Source organism: Labrys sp. WJW (assembly GCF_001676615.1).
Classification (GTDB): domain Bacteria; phylum Pseudomonadota; class Alphaproteobacteria; order Rhizobiales; family Labraceae; genus Labrys; species Labrys sedimenti.
Window position 1 is genome coordinate 1 of the sequence record NZ_LYXZ01000013.1, and the last position, 18,298, is coordinate 18,298.

At 59.3% G+C, this 18,298-nt stretch carries 14 protein-coding genes and 1 tRNA gene; 9 read left to right on the forward strand and 6 right to left on the reverse strand.

What is annotated here, in order from left to right:
- The first annotated feature begins 21 nt into the window (after positions 1-21).
- Positions 22-98 (forward strand) — tRNA-Met (locus BA190_RS07750).
- Here the strand turns inward: BA190_RS07750 and BA190_RS07755 are convergent.
- The 3 genes from BA190_RS07755 to BA190_RS07760 all read right to left on the reverse strand — a co-directional run bounded on the left by BA190_RS07755 (position 55) and on the right by BA190_RS07760 (position 2,635).
- Complete coding sequence (locus BA190_RS07755) at positions 55-1,707, reverse strand: recombinase family protein (protein WP_082979593.1); 1,653 nt, start codon at positions 1,705-1,707, stop codon at positions 55-57. The genes BA190_RS07750 and BA190_RS07755 overlap by 44 nt on opposite strands.
- Before the next feature lie 19 nt (positions 1,708-1,726).
- Positions 1,727-1,915, reverse strand: a complete 189-nt coding sequence (locus BA190_RS35760) for a hypothetical protein (RefSeq protein ID WP_156771401.1) — start codon at positions 1,913-1,915, stop codon at positions 1,727-1,729.
- A gap of 189 nt (positions 1,916-2,104) precedes the next feature.
- Positions 2,105-2,635, reverse strand: coding sequence for a hypothetical protein (locus BA190_RS07760; RefSeq protein ID WP_082979550.1), 531 nt, complete (start codon positions 2,633-2,635; stop codon positions 2,105-2,107).
- A 246-nt stretch (positions 2,636-2,881) separates the two neighbouring features.
- Here BA190_RS07760 and BA190_RS35150 point away from each other — a divergent pair, with 246 nt between their 5' ends.
- Complete coding sequence (locus BA190_RS35150) at positions 2,882-3,112, forward strand: helix-turn-helix transcriptional regulator (protein WP_082979551.1); 231 nt, start codon at positions 2,882-2,884, stop codon at positions 3,110-3,112.
- 231 nt (positions 3,113-3,343) lie between these two features.
- On the opposite strand, the gene gcvA is transcribed toward BA190_RS35150, so the two are convergent.
- Entirely contained in the window at positions 3,344-4,252 is a 909-nt protein-coding gene (gcvA, locus tag BA190_RS07765; protein ID WP_068284943.1) for a transcriptional regulator GcvA, read from the reverse strand.
- A gap of 150 nt (positions 4,253-4,402) precedes the next feature.
- On the opposite strand from gcvA, the gene BA190_RS07770 reads away from it, so the two are divergent.
- Both BA190_RS07770 and BA190_RS07775 read left to right on the forward strand, forming a co-directional pair.
- Complete coding sequence (locus BA190_RS07770; protein ID WP_245314614.1) at positions 4,403-5,329, forward strand: DMT family transporter; 927 nt, start codon at positions 4,403-4,405, stop codon at positions 5,327-5,329.
- Positions 5,330-5,580: 251 nt separating this feature from the next.
- Complete coding sequence (locus tag BA190_RS07775) at positions 5,581-6,282, forward strand: SDR family NAD(P)-dependent oxidoreductase (RefSeq protein ID WP_068284945.1); 702 nt, start codon at positions 5,581-5,583, stop codon at positions 6,280-6,282.
- A gap of 130 nt (positions 6,283-6,412) precedes the next feature.
- On the opposite strand, the gene BA190_RS07780 is transcribed toward BA190_RS07775, so the two are convergent.
- Entirely contained in the window at positions 6,413-6,997 is a 585-nt protein-coding gene (locus BA190_RS07780; RefSeq protein WP_245314615.1) for a hypothetical protein, read from the reverse strand.
- 96 nt (positions 6,998-7,093) lie between these two features.
- Between BA190_RS07780 and BA190_RS07785 the strand changes: the two genes are divergently transcribed.
- Entirely contained in the window at positions 7,094-7,672 is a 579-nt protein-coding gene (locus BA190_RS07785; protein ID WP_068284948.1) for a tyrosine-type recombinase/integrase, read from the forward strand.
- 209 nt (positions 7,673-7,881) lie between these two features.
- Here the strand turns inward: BA190_RS07785 and BA190_RS07790 are convergent, their stop codons facing one another.
- Complete coding sequence (locus tag BA190_RS07790; RefSeq protein ID WP_068284950.1) at positions 7,882-11,163, reverse strand: NERD domain-containing protein; 3,282 nt, start codon at positions 11,161-11,163, stop codon at positions 7,882-7,884.
- 135 nt (positions 11,164-11,298) lie between these two features.
- On the opposite strand from BA190_RS07790, the gene BA190_RS07795 reads away from it, so the two are divergent.
- From BA190_RS07795 to BA190_RS36780, 4 genes are all read left to right on the forward strand, one after another.
- Positions 11,299-12,177 (forward strand): hypothetical protein, encoded by an 879-nt coding sequence (locus BA190_RS07795; RefSeq protein WP_202908440.1) that lies wholly within the window; start codon positions 11,299-11,301, stop codon positions 12,175-12,177.
- Positions 12,177-15,416 carry a DEAD/DEAH box helicase gene (locus tag BA190_RS07800; RefSeq protein ID WP_068284952.1) on the forward strand — a complete coding sequence of 1,080 codons (3,240 nt, stop codon included), beginning with the start codon at positions 12,177-12,179 and terminating at the stop codon, positions 15,414-15,416. The genes BA190_RS07795 and BA190_RS07800 overlap by 1 nt, the downstream gene beginning before the upstream one ends.
- Before the next feature lie 148 nt (positions 15,417-15,564).
- Positions 15,565-17,496, forward strand: coding sequence for a hypothetical protein (locus BA190_RS07805; protein WP_068284954.1), 1,932 nt, complete (start codon positions 15,565-15,567; stop codon positions 17,494-17,496).
- Between the two features lie 302 nt (positions 17,497-17,798).
- A complete protein-coding gene (locus BA190_RS36780) occupies positions 17,799-18,287 on the forward strand; it encodes a hypothetical protein (protein WP_245314616.1) in 489 nt (162 codons plus the stop codon).
- Positions 18,288-18,298 lie beyond the last annotated feature (11 nt).

Here is an 18,298-nt window from a genome sequence, read left to right on the forward strand (position 1 = left end):
AACCATGTCACAAATACCTGCCGCGGGGTGGAGCAGCCCGGTAGCTCGTCAGGCTCATAACCTGAAGGCCGCAGGTTCAAATCCTGCCCCCGCAACCATCTTATCTTGCGATTTGCCCGCCCCTCCGGCGGGCTTTTTTGTTTGCGTCGCAAGCGTCAGGATGCCGGCCAGATCCCCGCGTATGTCGATCTGCAGTTCGCCGTGTTCGGGCGTCAGCACGATCGCTTTCACCAGAGAACGGATGATGTCGCTGGCATTCAGGCGCTTGGTCTCCGATTCTTCCCGCAAGGCCGTATAAAGCCCCTCGACCTGGGCCCGATAATGCTCGGCCATATTGGGATGGAGCAGAGGAGGCGGCTCTTCGGCGTCTGTGAGGAAGCGGGTCAGTTCGGTTTTGCGACCATCGAGTTTTTGGCTGCGCTGCTTGACCGTGTCGATCGGCATCGCATCCTTGAGATAAAGATCCATGATCTTCTCGAGCTCACGATCGATGCGCTTCAGCTCAGCCTCGGCCGCCTCGATCGACGCACGGCCTTCCATGCGCAGCCGGTTCATCTCGCGGGTAAACTCGTCGCAGAATTCCTTGAACAGGGCCGGGTCCATCAGGTGATGGCGCAGCGCATTGAGAACGCGCGCCTCAAACCGATCGCGCCGGATGTTTTTGCGGTTGTCGCAGGTCCCCTTGTTGCGTGCCGTCGAGCAACCGAGGAGATCGGCCGAAATCTTGGAATAGCCGCCACCGCAGCAGCCACACTTGACCAGGCCCGAGAACAGATATCGAGGACGCTGGCGATCCCAGAACTGGTTCCCGGCACCGGCGTAATCCTGTTGAACCTGTTTGACGGTGTTTTGCCGGTTCTTGGCGGCGGCCCATAGCTCATCGTCCAGGATGCGCAGCTCAGGCACCTCCTGGATCACCCACTCTGATTCAGGATTCGGGCGAGCTTGGCGTTTGCCGGTATCGGGATCCTTGATGAAGCGCTGACGATTCCAGATCAGCCTACCGATATAAAGCTCGTTGTTGAGGATGCCATTGTTCCGCTTGGGATTGCCATTAAGCGTGCTCGCACCCCAGACGCCGCCGGTCGGGCCCGCGATGCCTTCCTGGTTGAGGCGGAAAGCGATGGCCTTTGCTGACTTACCGTCGGCGAAGTCACGAAAAATCCGGCGAATGACATTGGCCTGGTCGGCGTTGATGGTGCGGTCACCTCTCACAGCCTCGCCATTGGCGCCGACCTTCCGGACAACGTCATAGCCATAGGCGTTGCCACCGCCGGCCTTGCCCTGCTCGATCCGTCCGCGCTGACCGCGGCGGGTCTTGTCGGCAAGGTCCTTCAGGAACAGGGCATTCATGGTGCCCTTGAGGCCGACATGCAGGTGCGAGACCTCGCCTTCGGAGAGCGTATAAAGCTTTACCTCCGAATAGGCCATTCGCTTGAAGAAGCCGGCGATGTCTTCTTGGTCGCGCGAAAGCCGATCCATGGCCTCGGCAAGCACGAGGTGAAAATGGCCACGGGTTGCATCCGAGATCAGGGCCTGGATCCCGGGGCGAAGGAGCGAGGCGCCGGAGATGGCATGGTCGGTGTATTCCTCCACGATCTGCCAGCCTTGCCGTTCTGCATGGAGGCGACAGATGCGAAGCTGGTCAGCAATGGAAGCGTCGCGTTGATTGTCGGATGAGTAGCGGGCGTAGATCGCGACCTTCAAGGATCATTCTCCTTCAGCATCAGGAGCGTGATTTGCGGCGCCCCTTGATCGTCTGTTGTTCGTAAATTTCGCGCGCGGCGCGACGAGCAAGCAAGCGGACCAGTTCGACCAGCCGGCGGTCGGGAACGGCGTCACGGCACTCCAAGTGCAGTTCCGGCTCGACGAGCCGATGTATATTAGCGTGCTGTGAACGAATATCGAAGACCATGGTTGCGCTGTTCCACGTCGATTGCAAGGTGACGGAACCAGGATCAACAAGGAGGGAAGCATAAACAACTGAAATCAAAGAGAAATAATGGACGGTTCCTGGTGGCCACAGGCATGCGTCGAGGAGATTGGCGCACGCCCGCGTGCTGTATCGAATGGAAAATGGGCGAGGGTTTGCTAGACATCCTATTCAGGCTGCCGCACACTTTTGCCTTCGATACATATGAATGAGTTCAGCACGTATGCGCCGAAGTTGTGGCCACGGCCGCTCATCCGTGTCCTCGCTAGGAGCATCGAGAGCAATCAAAGCCTCAAGCTTGGCGATAACACCGGGAATCGTGAGAGCATCGGCGGCGAATAGTTCAGTGGCGAGTCGTTCTTCGTGAGACAGGGCCAGTTCTTCCGCTCGCACAGCGGCTGAGTACCCGATCCGGCGGTCGGCTGCATCCCATTTGGCTTCTTGGGCCAACAGCTCCGCCTCGACATAATTCCGCAAATACCTGATTGATGGTTCGGCCACCGCAAGGTCCCCGAAGGCTTCCACAGTTGCGATTTGGACCGGTTTGTCGAGCGTCAACAGGTTCAGAGTGATGGACGGAAAGCCGATGGTTCGGATGAGCTCTGTCTCTAGGCGTTGTTGCTCGCGACAGAGTGCGAGCGCCCTGCGTGAAGCTGCGTGCCAGGATTGCCAGGCGACGAGAGCTGGGTCTTGGCGCGGCATCGTTGACATTTTCTTGGCACTCGGATGACCCATGGTCGCGCTGGCTACTGCGGCCGTTAAGGTTGAGAGAACGTCCCTGCGCGATAATCTGGGCAGACTCGTGCTAGTCTCAGAATCAACCATGATCCGAGCTCCTTACAGCTTGGGTGGTGGCCAGGCTGAGCGAGTGTTACGAGCACTCGCTCAGTCGATTTCACATAATATGCATATTTGCGCTTTTTGCGCAAACTTCGATGTACGAGTTGAATGAAGAACTTTCCCTCACAGGTCCGGGCTGCGCGCGGACTTCTCAGCCTGACCCAACAAGACCTTGCTGACATCTCCCGAGTCAGTTTGCGGACGATCGTGCAGGTTGAGCGTGGAGACAAAGATCCAACGCCGTCGATCGCGCAAGCACTGAAGTTGTCGCTAGAGGCGGCCGGGGTGGAGTTCATTCCAGAGAATGGTGGCGGCGCAGGAGTTCGACTGCGCAAATAGACGGTGGATGCGGATTGTAATGAGGACGCCTGCTAATCGAATTGTGGCCCGAGGTCTTAAGGAAGCGACGGCCACTGGGCGGCCAATCTAATCCGATAGGAGCGACGGGGAATCTCACTCGAACAACGGCTCTGCGCCCATCTCCGCCGCAGCACTCAGCAGGGTCGCTTCCTAGAAGCAGACGATTGCCGGCGGGGGCATTTGAGGGTTTGAAGCACCAAACCAGGTGTTTCAGCCTTGCATCGTCCGGGTGAACTCCCGCACCTCTTGCAATATCCAGCTTCTGAAAGCTCGGACCTTCGGGTGCTCCTGATTGCCAACCCGATAGATCAGATCGTAACCCCATTCCACCTCGAGCCTGGCCTGGGGGAAGAGAGATATCAGCCGGCCCGCCGCAATGTCTTCCGCGACAAGGACACTTCGGCCAAGTGCTACACCGGCTCCACGGATCGCCGCCTCGATGGATAAGCTGCCATGCGTGTAACCAGGGCCACGATTTCCCGGATATGACAGCTCCATCATCGCGAACCAGCGTTCCCAGGTCGTATGCATGCCGATCTCGTGGATGAGCTGGCATTTTGCCAGGTCGTTCATCGCGCGCAGCCCGCCCATTTTGTCGCGATAATCCGGAGAGCATACCGGCGTGACGGTCTCATTCATGATGCGTTCGGCCGCCGCAGAAGCATAATTGCCGTCTCCATAGCGCAAGGCCACATCGACGTGGCTGGACACGAAATCGATGGCCATGTCGGTGACTTCCAGATGGACGTCAAGATCGGGGACAAAGGCCATCAAACGCTGAAGGCGCTGCGTCAGCCATTTGCTCGCGAATGAAACGCTGCAATTCACAATCAGATGGGTCTGGTCGTTCTTGCGACGCAATGCTTCCGACTCGCGCGCCAGCTCCGAGAGGAGCCGCGTGACGGTGCTGAAGAAGGATTGTCCCGCTTCGGTCAGCTCGATCCTGCGCGTCAAACGGCGGAAGAGTGGCACGCTCAGATTTTCTTCGAGGGCCTTGATCTGACGGCTCACCGCGCCATGGGTCAGGTTAAGCTCCTGGGCTGCCAGTGTCATGCTCAAGCGCCGACCCGTTGCCTCAAAGGCACGGAGCGTCTGCAGCGGAGGAAGGTTGTCGGCCATGGTCCTACGCGTGAACTGATATCACACGTCCTGTGAGAACTAATCGTTTGTTGGACGGATTTGGCTCAGTCTATGGATGCGGCAGCATCACGCAAGTGCCAAAAACCCACGGTTGCCACCATGTCTCAGAGTTCCTTGGAAACCGCCGTCATGCCTCTCCAGTTTGTACAGTCGGGTTCTCTCTCGACGAAGAGCATTGGCGCCATGTTCCTCCTGGCGCTGATGTGGGGGCTTTCGATCCCGATCACGAAGCTCGGCCTTGGCAGCATTCCTCCAATGACCTTCACGGCGCTGCGCTTCATTGTGGCTGTTCCACTCTTCATGTTTCTGGCGCGGCGCCACCTCAAGGTATCCAAGAAGGCCATTCCAGGCATCATTGGCCTGGGTGTCATGGGTATTATCCTGGGCAACGTTGCCCAGTCGTTCGGCGTGCAGGGCACTTCGGCTTCCGTCGCGACGATCCTGTCAGCGACTATTCCGCTGTTCATGGTCATTCTCGCCGCTATTCGCTTGAAGCAGGCCGTGACACCGCTGCAATGGGGTGGCCTCCTGGCGGCATTCGTCGGAATCGCCCTGGTCGCGGTCGGCAGTGGCTCCGGTGTCGATGACATGTCGAGGACCACGGCCTCCGGGGTGGTCATGATGTTGATCTCGGCGGCTGGTATCGCGACCTATTATATCTGGAGCGCGGAGCTGACAGAGAAGTACGGTTTGATGCCCGTGGCCGCCTGGAACATGCTCGTCGGGCTTGTGACGGTGCTGCCGCTCGCTGGCTGGGAAATGACCCGGCAACCTGTCCACATCACGGCACAGGGCTTAGGGGCCATTGTCTATCTCGGCGTCATGGTCACGGTCGTCGGCTTGATCCTTTGGCTCTACCTCCTGAAGGTCGTACCCGCCCGGGTCGCAGCAAGCGTCCAGTACCTGCAGCCCGTCATTGGCATCAGCGCTAGCGCATTTCTGTTCGGCGATGAGTTGGGGTTCATGTTCGCGGCGGGTGTGGGACTGGTCCTAGCCGGCTTGGCGCTTGCCGCTTCCGGTCGACGTGCCGCTACTCGTCCGCTTGAAGTTTCCTAGAAATGAAACCCCTCGCTCGGGTCCGCCTCAGCACACTCAGCTCGTCCACCATGCGGGTTTTTTGTGCCGGCGCAACGTCCTGCGATGCCGCCTTGGGTTGATAGGAGAACTTTTTGCAGCAGGGAAAATAGCTATCGCGTAGGTGTACCGGTTAAAGCCATATTGGTTGGGAGAAGGCGGCTGGTGTCGATTGAAGATTGCGCGGATTGTTGCTGTCTTCTCCAATCGTTCCACCACGTGAGTTGAGCACGATGAACACGATCCCCTATTCCACAGCCCTCATTGTTGGGGCAGGCTCAGGCATCAGCGCCTCGGTTGCGCGAGCCCTCGCCGAGGCAGGCCTCAAAGTGGGGTTAGCGGCTCGCAATGTCGCCAAGCTTCACGGGCTTGCTGCGGAGATCAGTGCGCAGACTTTCCCCGTCGACGCAGCGGAGCCGGACAGCGTGGCGACGCTGTTCGCCGATGTGGACGCCAATCTCGGTCCACCCGATGTGGTACTTTACAATACTGGTGCCCGCGTTCGTGGCCCAATTGCCGATCTAGATCCACTCTCAGTCCGTGACGCCATCTCCGTCACAGCCTTCGGTGGCTTCCTCACCGTCCAACAAGCCGCGAGACGCATGCTCCCCAACAAGCACGGCGCCATTCTTCTTACTGGCGCAACGGCCAGCGTGAAGGGATTTCCGCTCTCCGCCAGTTTCGCGATGGGCAAGTTCGGCCTTAGAGGTCTTGCGCAGAGCGCCGCGCGAGAGTTGACGCCGCAAGGCATCCATGTCGCGCACTTCATTATCGACGGCGGCGTGCGCAGCGCAGCCAGGCCTGATCCGGATATGGCGCCTGACAGCACGCTCGATCCCGACTCGATCGCGCAGACGTACTTGGATGTTCTTCGCCAGAACCGCAGCGCCTGGACCTGGGAGATTGAGCTCAGGCCATGGGTCGAGAGTTTCTGACTTCGTTTTGCTTGAAATCCTCATCGGTAAATTCGGCATTAGCGGCTTCGCGACAGTGAGGACCTGCCCGAAGCAAGAATTCGGCTCTAACACGCAACTGCATAAACTTCTGCTATGCGTCCCATGTCGGTCATTCCGAACTGAGGCTCGATCTCCCAAAAGCGGACTTTGCAATAAGGTCTCTGGCATCGATCACCGAATGCCCCCTTGCGACGAGAGCCTGGAATTCATCCCGCATGCGGATATGACGCTCCGGGTCTCTGCGAAGTGCTTCCGGCACTTCATCCCCATGTCGAAATGCTATCCGAGTGGCACCCCCATTTATGTCTCGCCACTCAAGATGCGTATCAGGAATAAACTCAAACCTGTTCGGCGCTGGCACCAACTGCGGCGTCAAACAGATCCACTGGTCGCTCATGATGACAACTGAGTGAAGAATCAGGTCTTCGCCGTGTGGCAGCCAACCAGAGACATGCCTGCTTTTACCGCTTGGATCGTTGGCTGCTTGGTCGCCGCAATTGCGGTGACAGTCGTAGTGGACAAAGCCTGCCGCCAATAGATCCTCTGCGGGCGGCCGGTAAACAACTACGCGCTGCAACGCGCTCACCTCCGCGTAGAGGACCGCTTCCTTTTCCGACGGTGGGAAAGCCATGGCTTCAACATTTCGCCGGATTAGAGTTGCTCGATCACTGTCCATCGCATCCTTCGCGGTCATCTGCATATTGTCCCACGGGGCCGTTCAGCAACCCGTCAGGCAACCGACCCAGCCACTATCTCTACATTGGCCATGTTGGCCAATGGGAGAAGTGTTATGGGTATCTCACAGTATGACTTGGTCGCCAAAGGGCGGCCTGCTTGGAATGCCGGTAAGCAGGTAGGCGCTAAAAGAGCGCTCAAGGTCAAGCAAATCTGGCTAATTCGGTTTTTCCTGGATCGCGAAGGCCGGATGCGTGACCGGGCGCTGTTCGACCTTGCGATCGACAGCAAACTTCGCGGTTGCGACCTTGTGAAAATGAAGATCGGTTCACTCGTATCTGGCCCGGCGATACGGAACCGATCAATGGTGATCCAGCAGAAGAATGGCCGACCTGTTCAGTTCGAGATAACCGCAGATACTCGAGCAAGCCTACTTGCATGGCTCGAACGCCGCGGTGGCAGTGTCGACGATTTTGCCTTTCCAAGCCGATTTGATCCGGATGGACACCTAAGTACCCGACAATACGCGCGGTTGGTCGACGAGTGGGTAACGGCGATTGGACTGCGACCCGAAGAGTATGGAACGCATTCTCTTCGTCGGACAAAGGCAGCTCTGATCTACAAGGCGACCGGCAATCTTCGAGCCATTCAGATCCTGCTTGGCCACACCAAGATTGAAAACACCGTTCGATAGCTTGGGGTTGACATCGATGATGCACTGACCTTGGCTGAGACGACCGAAATCTAAGCCAAATCCTAAACTTGGGGACCTCGCCTAGAAATGGCGGGGCCGCATTCTGGAACACGCCTTCTACTCGGTCGTTCTGGCAAACTGTGTCCTGGACTTGGAATCGGACAATTGCGACTGCGTATTTGAACTAGAACCGGGCACGCCGCTCACCGTTATTCTGTAACGCTGCCGTCCAAACGCTTAAGCGCCGCCAGCGCGTGGCGCGCGAAGCGATGAGCCCGGCTTCGGCCTCGAAGCCTTTCGACGTCGCTTCGATCTCCATAGGTCGCGACCGTGTCGAAGGCGAACGTAATTCCATCCTCCCTGTGCGGGACGCGATGGTAGAACTGAGCATCGGCTCCGTCGTCGATGAAGCGTCGTGATACTGCCAGGCAATCCGACGGATAGGCTGCCACGAAGTTCAACGGTGGATACGCATCGATCCTTTCGCTCGGAATAAAGCGATAGCTTAGCGCCTTCTGCACCTCACTCAGGCAACCGACGATCAGCTGAGCAGGCATTTCATGAAGCCGCGCCCAAGCGAGCCGCGCCGCCTCGGCGCCCGGCGATCGCTTCGCCTCGATGGCATAGATCAGGAAGCGTATTGCGACGAGGCAGGCCTCTTCCGACGTTGTCGGATCAACCGGCTCCAACTCGGCATGATGTCGACCGACAAACCGGGTCGCGGTCGCAAAGGCACCCCACTCCTCTTGTGCAAACGGATTTGTCCGGCTGGGCAGGCCCGTGAGCGGCAGCAGCAAGGGTGCATCGGTAGGGTCGCCAAACGACGCTACCTCCCTGGCAAGCCAGTCTAGGTTCGTTGAGCTCCTAATATCCGAAGCTCGCAGTGCTCGGCGATAGAGGCGTCGTCGCAATCCTTCGTCCAGGTTGTAAATTTCTTCGCCATAGATGGAGTCAAATGGATGGTCGAACATCCTCAAGCACAGCGAGAGAGCAAGGTCATTGTCGACGACACCCTCATCGTCAACAAGGACAGACGCCAGCTCGGCTTTGACCTGCGCCCGTGAATCCTCGGCCTCCACGTCAAGCGCGCCGAGGATCTTAAGCGCGTCGACGATGCTCGAATTGATGGCCCAGTTTGTCGGGTTCACGTCGAGAGCCTGTATTGCTTCGATCAGGTGTTCGAGTACCTCCTGCGGTGCCCGACGTGCATAGCCAACTGAACTTAGCATAGCGAGTTGAACGTGGTACGGCTCCCACCGAAACCGCTCACGAAATAGATAAATGAGTTGCTCGACGAATTCACTATCTTTGCCATCGAAGAACGCCCGTCGCCCCTCCAGCAAGAAATGCAGCTGGCCAGAAGTCAGTTGCTCCACCTTGATCGGGAAGGCTCGCTCCTCTGTTGATGCTGCTTCATAGCCGCGCTGCGTTGATCGGGCAACCTCGGTAAATCCGATAGATTCGCCGAACCCGTAGTACGTCAACGCGAAGCTTTGACTTCGGATCGGATATCGCTCTTCACGAGCGATATCCGCATAACGGCTCCGCTCCGTCGCCAACCTGGCGTCCATCTCTGCGCAAAGCCTCAGGAAGATGTCGAGGCCCGATCCGTGGACAGCAAGGCGACCGACCGCGCGGAGCCTTGCCTCTTCCGGATAGGTCCACTCGCGCCGGGTCGCATCTTCCCAGCCGATTCGGACAGCATCCCCTTCTTTCGACAGCGCAAGCCGAGCGCCGCGAATTTCCTCGACACAGGCTTCCGTCGCGTCGTTCAACAAATCCCATGCGCTCGAAGCTGCGATCGGACCAAAGTGTCCTCTCGCCGCATCGCCCAACAATGTCGAACTCGTCACCTCGGAAAGGACACCTCGACAGACAGCCGCATCGTCGATCGCCGCAACGATGTCGCCGGCGATCGGCTCGAGGATCGGCGCCGACAATCGCTGCCCAAAGCTTACGGGATCGCTTTCGGCCGTTCGCGCCAGGTCGATCGCCGCGCACGCATTCAGAATCATCTCATGGGAGAACGACACCCGTCCCGTCCGTCGAGCCAGTAGCCCGACCGCAAACAACGCATCGCACTCGGCAAAGCCCAGGCCTTCAGCGCGCATGAAATCGTCGAAATTCGCCTCCGCCATCGAGAATGCGATCTGTGTATGCAGCGAGCTCGCGAGCCGCCTCAAGCCATACGATCCAGCCCGCGCGTGCCCAGCCAGACGCTTGCGGATGTATTGATCGATCAGAAGCAGGCGAGTGGCGTTAGCCTTTAAATCGGCGCCAATTTGCCCGACGAGAGCGGCCTCGATGCCCGATCCGACTGCCCGGAGCACGTCCAGAGGGACCGGTGTGAGTTGCCCTCCAACTGCTCGTGCAATTCGCTTCTTCAACTCCAAGCTCGGGCGCGCAACCGTCACGCCTCCGAGCCCAGCAAATTCGCCCGGCTTTGCATCTTGACCGGTGATGACGAGCAGCGCGCCCATCCGCCTCGCCAGTGCCCGGGCACCACGGAGCGCATCCGAGGCCGCCGCACCGAACTCGTTGATACCATCGACGATCAGAAAGACTGGCCGGTCGGAGCGCGCGACCGCGCGATAGAGCTTCGCCGGAGCGCTATCAGTGAGAAGCCCAACCTCCCGACGCAAGCACTCGGCCCACGAGCCGGTGAAGTTCTTCGCGGCGATAAAGAAAGTCGGGTGTCCCGCCTCAGCAAGGCTCGCCGCGAGCCATTTCGCCATCAGGGACTTGCCACAGCCGGACGGGCCACTGATGAAGCATCCAGCAGCCCCAGCAAGCGCCTCCATCAGTCCCGCGCGTTGGTCTTCCGTCTCGGGGAGCCACGATTTTCCATCGCTCTCATACTCGGCCACGATGGCGGCGTTGTAGCTGGCAAGCAGATCAAACTCCTCGCGCGCTTCTCGGCCCGCTGTGGCTTGATCCAAGGTCACCGGCCTTAGCTTGAGCGCGCGCGCAAATGCTTCCCAATCCGCCAATGACCAAGGCGATGCCCCGAACGTTTTCAGTTGGCCCGGGAATAGATCGATGGTCGTGACGAGCGCCTTGAAGTTGCCGGGCGTGACGACGGATCCTTCAGGGATCGGGCTGGTGAACACGACGTACCCATCCGGATAGAAGTTGCCCACCGATTTTGCCGCCTGCATCGCGTCGCGCACACTGTTCTTCGCGCCAACCGCTTGCTGATAGGCGTTCGTGTAGTCTTTCCACTCGCCGGAGGCAGACAACCGCGTCCAGGTTCCGTTGACCTCACCGCGGATCGGCAGCCGGCTGGTCTTGACCTCCACGACTGAAGCGGAATTCGCCGTGGCGATTATGCAATCGATTTGACGACCTTCGAGTTCGATATTGGCGACAACGATCGACGGGATCTTTTTCTCTTCGAGCCATGAAACTATGAATGACAAGAATTTTCGCTCCGATTCGTGCTCGATCGGCGCGCCAATGCAAATCTTTGTTTTGGTGGATTCCGTAGTCATCAGAACATCATAGCAGAGGACCAAATGCCACGCATCGGTGCGGCGGGAGGCTTGCCCTGAGGCTCAATCCGCTCGATATCTGTTAAATTGAAGATACGAAGCTTCCATTGATCCGCTCGGGGGGCGAGCAAGCATATGGACGAAGTGGTCGAAGGAGAGTCGGTAGTCCCGCTGGCAACGGCCTCGCCACCTCTGTCCACCCAACCCGTCTCGATCGACGCTCAGTGCGTTGGCGACCGGTGGGCCGCGAATGATGGAGCGAGCCTGGCAAAGCTGATCGCCATCATTGCAATGGGCCAGGCGGCCTATGCCGCCTACATCCTCAGGGAACTCCTACCAGCAGCCCCGGCTTTTTCCGACGCCGACTTGCGCCAAGAAGCACGGGTCAGGATGACGGTTCAGGACGACGCCAAAAGGCCGCGAACCGGTTATCCACGGTGGCAGCGCGACGGTTTCATCTTTGAAGCGATCTCCTGGATCGCCGCGCGGCAAGTCTATGGAAAGGACGTGCTGCTGAAAGACCCGCATGTAAGCGCCACGTCTCAAGGCCTGGACGGCCTGATGATCGAGCTGGCCGATGACAAATCAAAAGTCGTGATGACGACGATTTTCGAGGACAAATGCACTGACAACCCTAGAGATACGTTCCTCCAAAAAGTCATTCCTGCGTTCCTCGACCGCCACAAAAACAAGCGTTCCGCCGAGCTCGTCGCCACGGCATCCGCATTGTTGCGCATGAGCGGAATCGATGAGGGTGCGGCCGCCAAGCTGGCGGCGAACGTCATGGATCGTAAGCAGCGACGTTACCGCGCGGCCTTCGCGCTGCCCAAGGATCAGGACAGCGAGGTTGAGCGGCAGAAACTCTTCAAGGGGTACGACGCACTCGATGGCCTCAGTCAGGACCGCCGCATCGGCGCCAGCTTGATTGTCGAAGGAAAAGTCCGCGACTGGTTTGATAGCCTTGCAGCGCAGGCGATCGCCTATCTCGACGAACTAGCGGCGGAGGATGCCTGATGTTTGATTCCGCCACGGCTCAGCTGCTCCGATCGGCGCCGCCCGTTCCGGGCCTCGACCCGCAGAACATCCCGGCGCTGCTGACGAGGCACTATGCGAACTTGGTGTCGGCGCGATTGAGCGGCACAGGCGATGCAGGCAGCGACAGTGAAAGCGGTTGGACGCTTGAACGCATCTCGGACACTTACGAATTGGTCACATCGCTCCAGATCGAGGGCTCTCTACGCAGAGCAGCCGCATTCGTCGCAGGAACGGCCCAGCAAATCCTAGCACGACGGCAAGCGGCCGCACCCGATGGCGCCTCCGTCGTCTCCAATATTGATAGGGATCGCCTCGATCCAACGATCGCCGCCGCCCTGCTCTTTCTTGCCGCAGAACAATATGCGGACGCCCACGAAGCGACCTCGCACATCCTTCCCCGTCGTGATGGTCAAAGCTACGAGGCGACCATTCTGTCTGAGAATGTCGCCGACCTGGCTCGCGGCCAGCTCGACCGCATCTACGAGCGTGCGTCACGATGGCGGACAAGGCGTCAAGAGATTGGCTTAGAAGAGCAAGCGCTCGCAGCACTGCTCGAGGCTCTCATTGTCGGCATCGAGATGCTTGCCGCACTCTTCCTCGGACTACCAACGCCGCAACCCGCCATTGGACGTTTCGATACGGCGCGCGCCGCCTTCGAGCGTGTGTTGCGGCTCTCCGCCGTCTTGGACGATCAATATGGCGATGTGCTCGGTGGCAAGATCCTCAACACCTATGCAGGACCGCATCACCTCGCGTCGCTCCTGATCGCGGCTCATGACGGTATCGCCAGCGCTGCGCTCACGGACCTCTCCCCTCCCGGCGGAGCCGACGCAAAATTCTGGGGGAAATGGATCCGCGCGAGAGCAAATGCTTTCCCGTTCCTATGGCCGAACCACCGCGAGGCTATCGCAAAGGGTTTCCACGAGACCGGCAAGTCGGCCGTTGTAGTCCTTCCCACAGGAGCAGGCAAAACGACTGTCTCTTCACTGAAGCTGGCGGGCACTCTCGCCCGGGGCAAAAAGATCGTGTTTCTCGCGCCGACGCATGCTCTTGTTGAGCAGCTCACCGGCGATCTGCAGGAGATCTTCCCGCAGGAACTCCTTGGCTCGGTCGTCTCCAGCGACTTCGATTTGCTCTTCGGGCTGGACGCGCAGCTCCGTGAAATCGAGGTGATGACGCCGGAGCGTTGCCTCGCGATGCTCTCCTTTGCGCCCAAAGCGTTCTCCGATGTGGGACTTTTGATCTTCGACGAATGCCATCTCTTGAGCCCTCAGTCAGGGAAGATCCGGCGTGCGCTCGACGGCATGCTCTGCGTCCTCGCATTCAATCACATCGCTCCCGACGCCGATCTGCTCTTCTTGTCGGCGATGCTCAAGAACGGTCCCGAATTCGCCGACTGGATCCATCAGCTCACCGGACGCGACTGCGTGTGCGTTGACCTCTTGTGGAAGCCGAGCCGGCAAGCACGCGGAGTGGTGATCTACAAAAACGGACAGCTGGAAGACGCGAAGAAGGCCGCGATGGCCGCCCAGCTCGCTGAAAACACGAAAAAGGCAAAGAAGGCCAAGGGGCTTCGCGTCGTCGCGGAACGGCAACTCGTCGCGCACCCATGGGCGATCTGGGGGCTGCAACATAATTGGCTGCGTGAGAAGCGTGCTCACTGCGTCATGACGCAGGTGCTCGACGCTTCCGTCGCGCTCGCCGGCGACATCAAATATGGTCCGCTCCGGCTAAAGCCGAATGCCAATCACGTCGCCGCCAAGTTGGCCATCTCCGCCACTCAGAGTGGTCTTAAATCGATCGTGTTCGTCAACACCAAGAACGACGCGGTCTCGGTCGCGAGCGAGATATCAGACGAACTCAACGAGAAGATCGACGTCACCGAGGCCGAGCAAGAGCGCTGGGACGCGCTTGAGGCTGAACTCGGGGGCCTCAAGCATTCCTTGCTTCCTCGACCCGCCATCGCCGTTCCGCATAATTCGGCCATGCTTCGCCTCGAGCGCGATCTCGCCGAGCGCATGTTCAAAAGGGCCAACGGCGCGAAGGTGATCGTCGCGACGCCGACACTCGCCCAAGGCCTCAACCTTCCTGCCCAGCTTGCGATCCTCGCTGGCGACAAGCGCGCCGACGCTGAACAGAAGGGGCGCGCCGACCTCGAGGCGCATGAGATTCTAAACGCTGCCGCCCGAGCCGGTCGAGCAGGTCATCTCGCCAATGGCGTCGTGCTGCTGATCCCCGAGCCAATCATCAGTTTCTCTGAAGGCGAACCCTTGGGGTGGAAGGTTATCGAAAAGCTGAAATCTGTTCTGCCCGAAGACGATCGCTGCGTCGTGATCTCCGATCCGCTCGAGATTGTGCTCGACCGGCTCATGCAGGGTCAAGCGGTCGATCCCGATGTCCGCTATGTCGTCAATCGAATGGCAGCGCTTCGCGAAGCGGAAGGAGCAGCGGAGCCCAACGTCCTATTCGATCTTCGAAAGTCATTCGGGGCGTTCGCCGCGCGAAAGCGCCATGCCGAAGCAGAATTTGAATCCAAGATCACCGATCTAAAAAAGGCGATCACACTGGATGCGCCGGGAGAGGTCGACAACACCATCGCGGAATTGGCCTCTCAGAGCGGGTTGTCAATGAACCTGCTGCTCCGGCTGCGAAAGAGAATCGCGGACGGCGCCGGAAAGTTGCCCACGACGATAGAGGGTTGGCTTATCTGGACGATCGACTGGCTGACGGCTGACGACGATGCGCGCGACTCGCTGCTCGGCGGCGTGAGCCGGTCGCTTATGGGATCATGCGGTCGAAAGCGCGACGCGGAACTCACCGCCGAGGAGTTGGCGCTTGTTCTCCCTGGTCTCGTCGCTTGGATCAGCGGCAAGCCCCTTTGCGAGGTCGAACGCTCATTGGGCGGAGATCCCGAATCCGACGACGACGCGGAGAAGATATGTCCAAGGGCGCGTGAGCTTGTCGGAACTGTCGTGCCTCGTGGTCTCTCGTTCATCGTCGGGCTGGTGTCACATGTCATTGAGCAGGTTGACCCATTTGGCCAGCAGGAAGAGCTCGATCGACAAGTCATCGAGTGCCTCGGCCCCGCCATGCGCAAGGGCTTCGACACGCCAGCGAAGGTTTTTCTTTCCACTAGTATGCCCGCTGTGCTCAGCCGGGTTCAACTTCACGCGTTGGCGCTAAGGCAAAAGGACTTGGAGGAGCCGTTAGCAGGCTGATATCCCTGAACGGCTGCAAGCACTTCCACGTTAGATCATCGCAGCAGCCGAAGCTGATCGACTGCTGCGGCACCATGGATCTCGCGAAAAGAACGGAGATGCGGCTGGACGGAGGCATCGAAAGTCGCAATGATCGCGGACCAACGCTATGATCATTATTCATAGCGACCTCGATCAGATGTCCGACGACGCGAAAGAACCTGCGAACCCACCGTCTGATCCGGAGTCCGACGAGCGACGGATTACGCTCGGTGAGTTGACTTCGTGCACCGACGGCAAGCTGGTTGTCGCTGAATGCATCGACACTGGGAGACCGCGGCACATAAATGACACGGCGAACGGCCTGAAGTGCAGGTGCGTGTGTCCTGGTTGCCGCAGAAGGATGGTAGCACATCAAGGAGAACGGCGTCGGCACTTCCAGCACGCTGCCGAAGACGTGAATTGCAGTTCCGCCGGAGAGAGCGCCCTCCATCGGTTCGCCAAGGATGTCCTCGCCAAGGCTCTTAAACTCAAGCTTCCGGAACTGAAGGCTTACCGTGGCGACGACAGCCTTGTGGTCGTAACCGAGCAGGAGTTCGCATTCGACAGTGCGGTCCTCGAACAGCGGACCGGCGATGTCATTCCAGACGTTGTCTGCTGGAGGGGCGGAAGGTCACTCCACGTCGAATTCATGGTCACCCACGCCTGCGGCCCCGAGAAGATCGACAAGCTTAAGGCAATGGACATAGGCGCGATCGAGATCGATCTGTCCGGCTATCGCGACATCCCGCTGGACGACCTCGATCAGGCGATCCTCACGGAAGCGCCCCGGTCTTGGCTCCACAATCCGCGGCAGTCACAGGTCGAGGCAAAGCTGCAGGAAAACGAACGGAAGAGGGTGACCTCCGAGGATCGGCGTGCCGAGGCGCTGCTGAAGAAACTGAAGCCGACGGAGAAAAGATCGGTTGGTGAGTTCGAGCAGCTCGCCTCGGATGCGGGGGTAGCCAGTCTTCTTGAACACGAGGGTCACGATGTCGGCTTCCTTGTCGACAGCCGGGAATGGCGTGCCTTCGCCCTGATGCGGTTCGCGGTGCCAGGATCCGTGTTCCGGCATCAGCAAGTCTTCGAGGAGATGAAGGCACGACGATGGATCGCACCGGGGTTCAACTATGTCAGCAAGCCTGACGCGGCCGCCATCGAGCGCGTGGCCGGCCGCAAGGCCTTGCCGCCGTGGCAGGCGCTCTGGGCATTCCTCTCGCGCCTTGGTGAGGCCGGGTTCCTGAATGAAACCTCAACCGGGCATGTAGCTGCCAAGAGGCTCCGAGAACAGACCGAACCTTGGCGCAGCGAGCTGGAGAAGCCCCAACAGCGGAAGGACGAGATCGAGGGGCTCTTCGACTCGATCCTCGCCAGCATCCGAACCGGGATCCTCAAGGAGGGGCTCACGTTTGCTGGATGGTTCGCGGCCGATATCGGCCAAGGTCTCGTTCCTGCAGGCACCATCGGCGACGACGACGCGTTCGCCGACCTCTCGGCAAGGCTCGAAGCTCTTCGGCGCGGCATGTCCAGCTATCCGGCCCGGGCGGAGGAGCCTCTTGGATTTCCAGTGCTGGAAGAACTGGCAATTCGCGCAGAGGCCAGACGGAAAGTAGAGCAGGAACGCGAGGTAGAGCGGAAGGCGCGTGCATTGGCCGAGGCAAATACACGGGAGGAGAAGCTCGCTCTCCGGGCAACGAGGCTCCTGGCCTCTCATCATGGTGCCGCCTGGATGGATGGGCCTTTAGCCTCCCTGTCCGGTAAGACGCCGCGCGAAACAGCGAGACTATCCGACAGCGGTTTCGCCTCCGCTAGCGATGCCTTGGATCGCTTCAAAGCGGAAACCGACAGGCAGATCGCGGCGACGGAACTGGCAGCCCGACTGGTGGAGAAGCTCAGGCGTGAGGCTCGGTCAGCGTTCAGGGACGTTGCGCGGTCGGACCTATGGGTGAGTTCATCGACGCATCGACTTGGCGGCAAGCGGCCTAAAGATTACTGCATTGACGAGGCCACATACAAGGAGTGTTTGGTGCTGTTGGCCGTGGCTACGCGACGGCGTTGCTGAAGTCGACTTCTGATTGCGACGACTTGGCTGCTCCTTGGAGACACACTGCGTCCCGTGACTGCAACCGTTCAGGAAACAAATAGTCGTGAGAGGATGGAGACAAGTTGCGAAAGTCTCTTGTCGGCCAGCATGAAGGTTTGCCGGACTCTTAAGCCTATTCACCTTATCAAAGGCGGTTGACCTTCCGGCCGTGCGTAGGAAATTCCTTATTACGAGAAGCGAGGCGCCGAAAACCTGGACAAGCACGCTGCACAGAAGGAAGAGCTGATCCAGAAGCTCTCGACCTGAAAGACGTATAAGCAATGAAGATGGAAGATTCTTGGCGCTTTGATTCTCCCGGGCGTATGCCGCCCGAGGCGGTACGAGCGTTCGATACCCTAATGGACAGGGTCATAGGCCAAGGCAACCGCTGGAGCATGCTCGAACACTTCAAGAGCTATTTCGGCGGGTCCGGCCGAAGCTCCTCGGAGAGTTGGGCCGAGTCAGATCTGCAGCGCATTATGTGGGGCGCAGCCGAGAATGCGCCGCTCTTTATCGAAGCGTTCTATGACGGCTGCGAAGCTCTGCGCGGCGACGGTACGATCGCCGTGCCAGACGCGGGGCGCATGAACCGCATCCTGCGCGAACACGAGCTCGGATACGAAATCCGGCCGCCCGAACTGGTGGCAGTTGGATTGCACCAGCCGATCGCAGTCCCGGAGCGCTATAAGTCGCTCGACGAGCTGGCGCAGGAGATTGTGCAACAATCCCTGGCACAAAGCGAGCGGCTTCTCGCCGAGGGGCATCCCTGACAAGCCGTCCA